General features: G+C 47.3%; 9 protein-coding genes. 1 reads left to right on the top strand and 8 read right to left on the bottom strand.

Annotation, left to right across the window (positions count from 1 at the left end; genetic code table 11):
- Window positions 1–317 precede the first annotated feature (317 nt).
- Window positions 318–2,030, top strand: a complete 1,713-nt coding sequence (locus tag J7E38_RS05825) for an Rqc2 family fibronectin-binding protein (RefSeq protein ID WP_214703925.1) — start codon at window positions 318–320, stop codon at window positions 2,028–2,030.
- Between the two features lie 52 nt (window positions 2,031–2,082).
- On the opposite strand, the gene pyrE is transcribed toward J7E38_RS05825, so the two are convergent.
- From pyrE to J7E38_RS05785, 8 genes are read right to left on the bottom strand one after another with little or no spacing between them, the layout of a single operon-like run.
- A complete protein-coding gene (pyrE, locus tag J7E38_RS05820) occupies window positions 2,083–2,718 on the bottom strand; it encodes an orotate phosphoribosyltransferase (protein ID WP_214703923.1) in 636 nt (211 codons plus the stop codon).
- Window positions 2,715–3,431 carry an orotidine-5'-phosphate decarboxylase gene (gene pyrF, locus J7E38_RS05815; RefSeq protein WP_214703919.1) on the bottom strand — a complete coding sequence of 239 codons (717 nt, stop codon included), beginning with the start codon at window positions 3,429–3,431 and terminating at the stop codon, window positions 2,715–2,717. Before pyrF ends, pyrE begins: the two co-directional genes overlap by 4 nt.
- Window positions 3,403–4,344, bottom strand: a complete 942-nt coding sequence (locus tag J7E38_RS05810; protein WP_214703916.1) for a dihydroorotate dehydrogenase — start codon at window positions 4,342–4,344, stop codon at window positions 3,403–3,405. The genes pyrF and J7E38_RS05810 overlap by 29 nt, the downstream gene beginning before the upstream one ends.
- Complete coding sequence (locus tag J7E38_RS05805; protein WP_214703913.1) at window positions 4,341–5,108, bottom strand: dihydroorotate dehydrogenase electron transfer subunit; 768 nt, start codon at window positions 5,106–5,108, stop codon at window positions 4,341–4,343. Before J7E38_RS05805 ends, J7E38_RS05810 begins: the two co-directional genes overlap by 4 nt.
- Window positions 5,105–8,317, bottom strand: a complete 3,213-nt coding sequence (gene carB, locus J7E38_RS05800; RefSeq protein ID WP_214703910.1) for a carbamoyl-phosphate synthase large subunit — start codon at window positions 8,315–8,317, stop codon at window positions 5,105–5,107. Before carB ends, J7E38_RS05805 begins: the two co-directional genes overlap by 4 nt.
- Window positions 8,304–9,401 (bottom strand): carbamoyl phosphate synthase small subunit, encoded by a 1,098-nt coding sequence (locus J7E38_RS05795; RefSeq protein WP_214703905.1) that lies wholly within the window; start codon window positions 9,399–9,401, stop codon window positions 8,304–8,306. Before J7E38_RS05795 ends, carB begins: the two co-directional genes overlap by 14 nt.
- Window positions 9,398–10,681, bottom strand: a complete 1,284-nt coding sequence (locus J7E38_RS05790; RefSeq protein WP_214703904.1) for a dihydroorotase — start codon at window positions 10,679–10,681, stop codon at window positions 9,398–9,400. The genes J7E38_RS05795 and J7E38_RS05790 overlap by 4 nt, the downstream gene beginning before the upstream one ends.
- A complete protein-coding gene (locus tag J7E38_RS05785) occupies window positions 10,644–11,588 on the bottom strand; it encodes an aspartate carbamoyltransferase catalytic subunit (RefSeq protein ID WP_214703902.1) in 945 nt (314 codons plus the stop codon). Before J7E38_RS05785 ends, J7E38_RS05790 begins: the two co-directional genes overlap by 38 nt.
- Window positions 11,589–11,726 lie beyond the last annotated feature (138 nt).

Below are 11,726 nucleotides of genomic sequence, written 5' to 3'. Positions count from 1 at the left end.
AAACTGGAGACTCCGACAAAGAAGCGCTTTTTGCTTCTGCCGGCGGAGTTGAAGTTTCGGAGTTTCTAGGAGGCGACACTAGACAATTCGAAAAGCAGAGGCGACTGTCCAACTCCGACAAGCGCTGGAGGGCCTGACAGTGAAGTCGCTCTTTGACTTCATTGGCAGGACCGAAGCGTCTCGAGGAGTTAGGAGCCGCAGCTAAACAAGCGTCTCGAGGAGTTAGGAGCCGCAGCTGGACAATATAAAAACCTGAATTAACCAAAAAACCTGCTTTTACCACGACATGCCAGATAATAGAAAAGGATGTAATTCAAATGTCATTTGACGGATTGTTTACAAGAGCGATCACACACGAACTTTCCTCCTTGCTTAAAGGAGGAAGAATCAATAAAATCCACCAGCCATATAAAAACGAAATCATTCTTGCGGTGAGGGCAAATGGTGTCAACCATAAGCTGCTGCTCTCGGCTCACCCAAGCTACGCAAGGGTCCAGATCACCAATGAGCAATATGATAATCCAAATGAGCCGCCAATGTTCTGCATGCTTTTGCGCAAGCATCTTGAGGGCTCCATCATTGAAGATATTAAGCAATCCGGACTTGACCGTATGATTATTTTTGAGGTGAAAGGCCGGAATGAAATCGGCGATATTTCATACAAACAGCTGATTGTCGAGATCATGGGACGCCACAGCAATATCATCATCGTGGATAAGAACAGGAATGTCATTCTTGACAGCATCAAGCATATTTCCTTCGCCTTGAATTCACACCGGGCGATCATGCCTGGGCAGGAATACATCATGCCTCCTCAACAGGAAAAAATGAACCCGCTTGAGGCTGGGGAGGAAGATGTCCTTCGGGTGGTTGATTTCAACGCTGGCAAAATCGATAAACAGCTGGTTGCAAATTTTGCCGGGGTATCGCCTGTACTGGCAAGAGAGATTACCTTCAAGGCTGGGCTCGTCAACCGGACAACCCTGCCAAAGGCATTCATCGCCATGATGGAAGAGATTAAAAACCATCACTACAAACCGGCTTTAACGTATGGAAGCACTAAGGAAGCCTTTTACCTGCTTCCTCTTGAACATTTACAGGGAGAGACTAAATCCTTTGAAACACTGAGCCAGCTGCTTGACCGCTATTATTTTGGAAAAGCTGAGCGTGACAGAGTCAAGCAACAGGGAAATGATCTTGAACGTCTGCTGGCGAATGAAAAAGAAAAGAACGAGAAGAAAATCAAAAAGCTTGAAGCTACCCTGGAGGATGCAAAAAAGGCAGAGCAGTTCCAGCTATACGGAGAATTGCTGACCGCGAATATCTTTATGGCCCAAAAAGGAATGAAAGAAATCTCGGTCGTGAATTATTATGATGAGAACGGCGCTTCCATCACCATACCATTGGATCCGCGAAAGACTCCATCGGAAAATGCGCAAAAATATTTTACAAAATACCAGAAGGCCAAGAACTCCGTCAATATTGTAAAGGAGCAAATTCAACTGGCACAGGACGAGGTTGCCTATTTCGATTCCCTGCTGCAACAGGTTGAAGCAGCTTCACCAAAAGATATTGAAGAAATCAGGGAGGAATTGATTGAGGGCGGATATATCCGGGCGAGACAGAAAAAGGGCAATAAGAATAAGCAGAACATGAAACCTGTCCTTGAAAAGTATCGTTCCACTGACGGGACAGAAATCCTCATCGGGAAAAATAATAAGCAAAATGATTATTTGACGAATAAAGTTGCAGCCCGGGATGAAATCTGGCTGCACACAAAAGATATTCCTGGATCTCATGTCGTAATACGAAGCAAAGAGCCTTCTAAAGATGTCATCCTTGAGGCCGCCCAGATTGCCGCTTATTTCAGTAAAGCAAGGAATTCAAGCTCCGTTCCAGTCGATTTCACCAAGGTTCGCCATGTAAAGAAGCCTGCCGGTGCGAAACCAGGATTCGTTATTTACGAACAGCAGCAGACCGTTTATGTAACACCGGACGAAGATTTGATCCTGAAATTGAAGCAGCAATGACCAAAAGAACCTGCCGGCAAGCCCGGCAGGTTATCTTCTTTTTTAGCGAGGATCAGGAGTTCTTAGCTGTTCCCCATTCGGCCGGATCTTGTTTCCATTCTTCAAGGCTGCTAAGGTTCTCTTCGGTAATCAATCCCTTTTGTTCTGCGATTTTTGCCAGTGTACTGAAATCTGTCAAAGAGTATGCTTCAATATTGGACGATTTCAGCTGCTGCTCTCCTTTTGCCAGTTCGTATGTAAAAATAGAGACTACTCCAAGCACCTGACAGCCTGCGTTCCGCAATGCATGGACAGCTTCGATTACACTGCCGCCAGTTGAAATCAGATCCTCTACAACCACGACTTTCTGCCCTTCGGTCACCTTGCCTTCAATTTGGTTGCCTTTTCCGTGTCCCTTTGCTTTTGAACGCACATAACACATAGGAAGATCCAGAAGTTCACTCACCCAGGCAGCATGAGGGATTCCGGCGGTAGCTGTTCCGGCAACCATCTCTGTCTCGGGGAAATGCTGCTGTATGAGGTCCTTCAGTCCTTTCGCCACTTTTCTGCGGACAGCAGGATAAGAGAGTGTCAGTCTGTTGTCACAGTAGATGGGGGATTTCAGTCCTGACGACCATGTGAATGGATTGTCTGGCTGCAAGCTTACCGCTTCAATTTCAAGCAAAGATTCTGCCATTTCTTTTCTCATATTCTTACACCCTTCCAGTCATTTTTAATCTTAATGTAGCTTTCAAGCGGATTGGCAGAACGTGTGATTGGCCTGCCGACTACGATTGCCGAGATTCCTTGTTCTCTGGCGAACACAGGGGTTGCTATCCGCTTCTGGTCCTGCTTACCGCTTTCGACTGTACGGATTCCTGGGGTCACGGTATGGAATTCCCTACCTAATCGGTGATGAATCATGCCGGCTTCATGAGGTGAACAGACAACACCGTCCAAACCTGACTTTTTGGCTAATTCAGCGTAATTCAATACAGATTCCTGCAAGGAAACACCGATTAGCTGTTCAGTATTGACCTGGGCTTCAGATGTACTTGTCAGCTGTGTTACCGCAATGCAATCTGGGCGCTTTAGACCCGATGACGTGCCTGCATCCAGTCCCTCGAGAGCTGCTGTCATCATCTCTGAACCTCCAGCAGCGTGGACATTGACTAGATCACAGCCTAAACCCGCAAGAACCTTCATTGCACTTTTCACTGTATTCGGGATGTCATGAAGCTTCAAATCGAGGAAAATTTTATGATTCTGCTTTTTTAACTCCTCAATGATCGACGGTCCTTCGGAATAAAAGAGCTCCATTCCAACCTTGACAAAAAGCTGTTCAGTCCCGAATGGTTCAAGGAAATCGAGCACCTGTCCCTTGTTTGGAAAATCAAGGGCGATAATAAGCGAGTCTTTCATTCTTCTTCCAGCTCCTTCCCGTTAGTTCGGAAATATGATCTGCACCTATCCTGGTCAGTATTTCAGGCAATTCTTCAATGATTTTCGGGCAAATAAATGGATCAACGAAATTCTGGGTTCCAACCGCCGCTGCGCTTGCACCCGCATGGAAAAATTCGACCACGTCCTCGGCTGATTGGATGCCCCCCATGCCGATAATCGGAATGTTAACACGCTGGCTGACTTCATAGATCATCCTGATGGCTACCGGTTTTACAGATGGGCCTGATAACCCGCCCGTTTTATTTGCAAGAATCGGCTGTTCTGTTTCCAGGTCAATTCTCATTCCCAGCAATGTATTGATCATCGTGAGTCCATCAGCCCCGCCATTCTCAACTGCCTTTGCAATGCTGACGATGTCGGTAACGTTAGGGGAGAGCTTCACATATACAGGCACTTTAGATACTTCTTTTACCTTTTTTGTCAGCGTCTTTGCCATTTCTGGGTCAGTACCAAAAGCGATTCCGCCAGTTTTGACATTCGGACATGAAATGTTCAGCTCAAGTGCTCTTACATTCGGAGATTTCGATAGCTGTTCGGCTACAGCGACATAATCATCCTCTGTAGAACCGGCGATATTTGCGATGATTGGTACATCAAACTGATCCAGCCATGGCAGTTCCTCATTGAATACCTTTTCCAAGCCAGGGTTTTGCAGGCCGATGGCATTCAGCATACCGCCTGGTGTCTCCGCGACCCTTGGGGTGGGATTTCCGAAGCGAGGTTCGGGTGTCGTAGCTTTGATCATGATTGCTCCGAGCAGACTCAGGTCGTACATTTGACTGAACTCCCTTCCGAACCCGAAGCAGCCAGATGCAGGCATGACTGGATTTTTCAGATGAAGTCCAGGCAGCTTGATCGTTAATGAACTCATATGACAACCTCCCCAGCTTTAAATACCGGTCCGTCGCTGCAAACCTTTTTATATGAAAATCCCTTTGGATCGTCTTTCGTATGGCAAACACAGGCGAAGCACGCGCCGATGCCGCACCCCATCCGTTCTTCAAGCGACAGGTAGGTTTTCGCTGCATAGTTTCCATTCTCGATGGCTCTCAGCATAGGTGTAGGACCGCAAGCGTAAATAATGTCCGCTTCGAGGCCTTCAAGAATATCTGTTACAAACCCTTTCCTGCCGTGAGACCCATCAACCGTCGCAACATACACTTCGCCAAATTCGCCTAGCTCTTTTTCATAAAATACTGCATGTGATGATTGGAATCCGATAATGCTGATGACCTTCACCCCTTTTCGGGCTAGCTGTTTGGCCAGTTCGTACATCGGCGGGACTCCAACTCCGCCTCCAACCAGGATTGCGGTTTGCCCAGAACTTGCCTCCCCGACCGGGAACCCATTCCCCAGCGGGCCGAGGACGTCGACTGCCATACCGGCGTTTTTTTCGGCAAGCAGGGAAGTGCCTCTTCCCTGCCTTCTGTATATGATTGTGAATGTTCCATCATTGATTGAAGCAATGCTGATCGGCCGGCGCAATAGCGGATCGAATCCTTCACCAGTCTTTACATGGACAAATTGTCCAGGCTGTTCCATTACGGCGGAAAGATTACCGCTCAGTACTAGTTCAAAGATATTGTCGGCAATTTGCCTGTTGCTGACCACTTTGCAGTTTTCCTGCTTGATCATGAAAGTACACCTTCTTTGGCTGCCTCCATCGGCTTTAAGGCATCTGCTGAGAATGTCATCGATTCAATGACTCTTAAGATCGCTTTTGCCGTATCCAGTGAAGTCAGGCAAGGCACGCCATTTTCAACTGATTCACGGCGGATCCTGAAGCCATCACGTTCAGGCTGTTTTCCTTTTGTCAGCGTATTGATGACCATCTGGGCTTCGCCTTTACGGATGACATCAATCAGGTTCTGGCCAGGAGAGCCAATCTTGCCGACTGTTTTAACTTTGATTCCGTTATTTTGCAGGTATTTTGCCGTGCCCTCGGTAGCCATCAGCTGATAGCCGATACTCGATAACCTTCTGGCCAACGCCAGTGCCTCTTCTTTATCTTTATCCGCCACTGTCAGCAGCACAGTTCCGAACTCCTTGAATTTCATTCCGGCAGCGATCATGCCTTTATACAGAGCTTTTTCAAGCGTTGTATCCTTGCCCATTACTTCTCCTGTCGATTTCATTTCAGGTCCAAGCGTAATGTCGACGCGGCGCAGTTTTTCAAAGGAAAACACCGGTACTTTGACAAACACTCCCTCTTGCTCTGGCACAAGTCCAGTCTGGTAACCCTGGTCTTCAATGCTCTGTCCCAGGATTACTTTTGTCGCGATTTTGGCCATTGGCACATTCGTAATCTTGCTCAGGAATGGAACCGTCCTGCTTGAACGCGGGTTGACTTCCAGAACGAAAACCTCTTCATTCGCGATAACATACTGGATATTCAGCAAGCCTACGATGTTAAGTCCCCTTGCAAGGTCGATTGTATAGGATACTAGCTTTTGTTTTACTTCTTCACTTAGGCTTTGCGGCGGATAGACGCCGATTGAATCACCCGAGTGGACACCGGCTCTTTCGATATGCTCCATGATCCCAGGAATCAATACATTCTTGCCATCGGAAATTGCGTCCACTTCAACTTCTTTTCCAGTCAGGTAACGGTCAATCAGTACTGGGTAATCAGGATTAACCTTTACTGCATTTTTCATATAGTAAAGCAGCTCTTCTTCTTTGTAGACGATTTCCATCGCTCTGCCGCCGAGTACATAGGATGGGCGGACGAGGACTGGGTAACCAATTTCCGCTGCAATCGCTGCTGCTTCTTCGACTGATTTTGCCGTGCTTCCTTTTGGGAGCGGAATGTTCAGGTCTGAAAGCGCATATTCAAACTTGTCTCTGTCTTCGGCACGGTCGAGGTCTTCAAGGCTTGTGCCAAGAATTTTAACCCCTCTGTCAACCAGCTTCGAAGCTAGATTGATAGCTGTCTGCCCCCCGAATTGGACAACAGCGCCAATCGGTTTCTCCAGGTTCACAATGTTCATGACGTCTTCAATTGTAAGTGGTTCGAAGTACAATTTATCAGAGATGCTGAAATCGGTAGATACCGTTTCCGGGTTATTGTTGACTATGATTGCTTCATAACCTGCCTCTTTAATGGCTTTGACAGAGTGGACGGTAGCATAGTCGAATTCGATTCCCTGACCGATCCTGATTGGACCGGAACCCAGAACGATGACGCTTGGCTTTTCCGTCACAATCGACTCATTTTCTTCTTCATATGTGCCATAGAAGTATGGAGTTCCAGATTCGAATTCAGCTGCACAAGTGTCGACCATTTTGAAGACAGGAATCAGCTTATTATCTATACGCCATTGGTATACTTCTTTTTCTGTCGCATTCCACAGTTTGGCGATGACCTTATCGGCAAAGCCTTTTTGTTTCGCAGTCCTGGCTGTTTCGAGCTCGAATGGCTGTGCTGCCAGCTCTTGCTCGAAAGCTATCAATCTCTCTAATTTATAAAGGAAGAATAAATCAATTTTGCTCCAGCTGTGCAGCGTTTCGATGGTGATTCCTCTTCTGATCGCTTCCGCAAGATAAAATAGTCGCTCATCCCCTGCTTTGCGGATCCTTTTTTCAAGCAATTCATCATCGATTTCATCTTTATTATTCAGTGAAAGATGGGTGACATCCGCTTCAAGAGAACGAATCGCCTTCAGCAAAGACTCTTCAAAGTTCCTGCCGATTGCCATGACTTCACCGGTAGCTTTCATTTGGGTGCCCAGTGTTCGGTTGGCGGATTCGAACTTATCGAATGGCCAGCGCGGGATTTTGGTCACGACATAATCCAATGCCGGTTCGAAGCAGGCATATGTTTTGCCTGTGACAGGGTTCAGCATTTCATCAAGTGTCAATCCTACCGCAATCTTCGCAGCAAGCTTGGCGATGGGATAGCCGGTCGCTTTTGATGCCAGTGCCGAAGAACGGCTGACACGCGGATTCACTTCGATTACAAAGTAATTAAAGCTGTCCGGGTCAAGCGCAAGCTGAACATTGCAGCCACCCTCTATTTTAAGTGCCCTGATGATTTTCAAGCTTGCATTCCTGAGCAGCTGGTATTCCCGGTCACTCAATGTCTGACTCGGCGCAACAACGATGGAATCTCCAGTGTGGACGCCAACCGGGTCGAAGTTTTCCATGTTGCAGACAACAATGGCATTATCATTGCTGTCGCGCATCACTTCATACTCAATTTCCTTGAATCCGGCGATGCTTTTCTCCAGCAGGCACTGTCCGACCGGGCTGTTTTTAATGCCGCTTGTCACGATTTCAATCAATTCTTTTTCATTGCTGCAGATTCCGCCACCGGTTCCTCCCATTGTAAAAGCAGGGCGGACAATCACCGGGTAGCCGATCTGTTCAACAAATGCATACGCCTCTTCAAGGCTGTGGATTATTTCACTGTCTGGCACCGGCTGCCCCAGCTCATTCATCAGACTCCTGAACAGCTCCCTGTCCTCAGCCTGGTTGATCGCATCAAGTTTGGTTCCTAGTATTTGTACACCGCATTCATCCAATACGCCCGCATTGGCCAGTTCCACAGCGAGGTTCAAGCCGGTCTGCCCGCCAAGGGTCGGAAGGATTGCATCCGGGCGCTCCTTGCGGATGATTCTTGATACAAACTCCAGTGTAAGGGGTTCTATGTATACAACATCGGCGATTTCCGTATCCGTCATGATTGTCGCCGGATTGGAGTTGACAAGGATGACCTTGTAGCCCTCCTCCCTCAATGCGATGCATGCCTGTGTACCTGCATAATCGAATTCCGCAGCCTGGCCGATGATGATTGGCCCTGAACCTATAACTAAAATTGTGTTTACATCTTTACGCTTTGGCATGTGGAACAACCTCCTTTTTTTCTGCTTCAACCATTTCCATGAATTGGTTGAACAACCCATTTGCATCCTCCGGTCCTGGTGATGCTTCCGGGTGATACTGTACAGTGAATGCCGCCACATTTTTGTGTGAAAGGCCTTCAACCGTGCCATCATTAAGGGCAATATGTGTGATCTCCAGGTCTGTTCCTGTTACTGAATCATCTTTTACCGTATATCCGTGATTTTGGGACGTCAGCGCGACCTTCCCTGTCCGTAAATCTTTCACCGGATGGTTCGAACCTCGATGGCCGAATTTCATTTTCTCGGTATTGGCTCCGCAAGCAAGCGCAAAAAGCTGATGGCCAAGGCAGATACCAAACAATGGGACTTTGCCAAGCAACCCCTGGATCATTTCGATCGCTTCCGGAACATCCTTTGGGTCCCCAGGTCCGTTTGACAGCATGATGCCATCCGGACTCAAGCTGAGAATTTCTTCAGCGGTTGTATTGTATGGAACGACAATCACATCACAGTTACGGTTATTTAGTTCTCTTAAAATCCCATGCTTCAGCCCGAAGTCAACCAGGACAACTCTATGTCCGCGGCCAGGGCTTGGATAAGGAGTTTTCGTTGATACTTGCTTCACCTGGTCATTTGGCAGGTTTTTCATTTTCAGTTTTGCGACAATCTCTTCGGCATCCTCTTCCATACCGCAAATCATGCCTTTTAATGTCCCGTGCTGGCGAATGATTTTTGTCAGTTTTCTCGTATCAATCCCGGCAATCCCGGGAATGTTTTTCATTTTTAGGTAATCGTGCAATGACAGTTCAGTACGCCAGTTAGAAGGGAATTCGGCATTCTCTTTAACGATCAATCCCTGGACTGCAGGATTAATCGACTCAAAATCATCCCTGTTGATTCCGTAATTTCCAATCAGGGGATATGTCAATGTCACGATTTGGCCGCAATACGATGGATCGGACAGGATTTCCTGATAGCCGGTCATACCAGTATTGAAAACAACCTCTCCTGTCGTCTGAGCTTCACTTCCAAAGCCTTCTCCCACAAAAACCGTCCCATCTTCCAATATCAGCTGCTTCTTCATGCCTTAACAACTCCCTTTTCCCAGACTATTTTTCCTTCAGCGATTGTAAGCACTGGCCAGCCCTTGCAGTTCCAGCCACCAAACGGTGTGTTCTTTCCTTTTGATAAAAATTCATCTGGATTGATTTCTTTTTCCTGATCAAGGTCAATCAATACGACATCTGCAGGCGCACCAGGCTTCAATTCTCCATATGGAAGCCCGAATGCTTTTGCAGGCTTGATGGTCAAAAAGTCGACCAGTTCCTTTATTGTAAGGACATTTTTTTCAACAAGATGTGTATATAAGAGTGGGAAAGCGGTCTCCAGGCCGACAATCCCGAATGGCGCCAGTTCGATTCCCTCTGCTTTTTCCCCGCTTGTATGCGGCGCATGGTCTGTAGCGATAAAATCGATCGTGCCATCGAGCAATCCTTCAATCAGTGCTTCCTGGTCTGCTTTACTCCTTAGCGGAGGGTTCATTTTATAATTGGCATCATTCCCTGGTATATCTTCTTCATTCAAAATCAAATGATGTGGTGTTACTTCTGCAGTGACCTTGATGCCATATCGTTTCGCATCCCGCACGGCCCTGACGGATTCCTTGGTGCTGATATGGCAGACATGGTAATGGCAGCCTGCTTCTTCAGCAAGCAGGATATCCCTGGCGATATGTACCGACTCGCATACTGAAGGGATTCCGTTGATGCCCAGCTCCGCAGCTTTTTTTCCTTCATGAAGCGAGCCTTTGTTGATCAGGGTATTGTCCTCGCAGTGGGCGACGACCGCCATATCAAGCTTTGCAGCTCGTTTCATCGCTTCAAGCATCATTCCTGCTGACTGGACTCCTACTCCGTCATCTGTCAGTGCGAAGGCACCTGCTTCTTTCAGTTCAGCGAAATTGGTTAGTTCCTGACCCAGTTCACGAACAGTGATTGAAGCATATGGCAATACCCTTACTGAAGCAGTTTCCTGTATCCTTTCCTGCAGCCATTCCATCTGGGCTTTACTGTCCGGTACCGGTCTTGTGTTCGGCATGGCGGCAACGGTTGTAAATCCGCCTTTCGCTGCCGCGAGTGTCCCGGTTGCAATCGTTTCTTTCTTTTCACCGCCTGGCTCGCGAAGGTGTATATGGAGGTCTACAAGTCCTGGTGCCACCAGCTTTCCGGCTGCATCAACCATTTCTTCTGCTTCTGTTGAGATATGAGGTTCAATCTTTGAAATTTTTCCGTTTTCTATTAAAATATCAGCTTTTTCAAACCCGTTTTCAGTAAGCAGCTTGCCATTTTTGATTAGCATTGACATCTTCCATTCCCCCATTTCTTTTTTCAAGTGCCCTTTTCAACACGGCCATTCTTATGTAGACACCATTTTCCATCTGCTTGAAGATCCTCGACCTGGAACACTCCACCAATCCATCTGCAATTTCCACTCCGCGATTGACCGGTGCCGGATGGAGAATGATACTTTCTTTTTTCATCTGCTTTTCTCGTTCCAACGTTAAGCCGAAGCGATTATGGTAATCATTTTTTTCAAAAAGGAGCTTTCCGTCATGGCGTTCATGCTGGACGCGGAGCAGCATCACGACATCTGCCTCCCGGACTGCATCATCCACTTCCATATACTCACAGCCTTGCGAAAGTTCTTGAAGGTTCACCCAGCTTTCAGGCCCTGAAAAAATGACGCTGGCACCCAGTCTCACAAGGACATCGGCATTGGACCGTGCCACCCGGCTGTGAAGGATATCCCCGATGATTGCTACTTTCAGCCCTATGAAACTTCCAAATTCCTGCTGAATGGTCATCAGGTCAAGCAATGATTGTGTGGGATGATGCCCTTTCCCATCGCCTGCATTAATGACCGGGATCAAAATGCCTTTTTCCAGCTCAGTGAAATAATTGTCAGCACTGTGCCTGATCACCACGGCATCCGTTCCAATCGCCTCAAGTGTCCTGACGGTGTCATACAATGTCTCGCCTTTTAAGACACTCGATGTGTGCACCTCGAATGGAATCACTTCAAGTCCCAATTTGCGTTCCGCCATTTCGAAACTTGACTTTGTCCTTGTGCTCGGTTCAAAAAACAAATTACTGATAAAAACCTTTTTCGCTGGCTGCCAGATTTCCCCCCCGGCAAATCCCGATGCGCTTTTGAGGATTTCCTGTATTTCATCTATGCTCAGCTTTGATGTTGTCAGCAGATCCCATTTCATTTCAGCCCGCCTCCTTTTATCTAGAAAAAAAGCACCCTGTTGGATTCAACAGGGTGCTTGCACATGAACTTTCCGGCATAAATCCGCATGATCGCGTGTTTATGTGTACGCTGAATAAGCCGGTTCGCTCATAACACC

The organism is Bacillus sp. ISL-35 (genome assembly GCF_018613355.1).
In the GTDB taxonomy this organism is placed as follows: domain Bacteria; phylum Bacillota; class Bacilli; order Bacillales; family Cytobacillaceae; genus Mesobacillus.
This window is presented reverse-complemented; position numbering and strand designations above follow the sequence as displayed.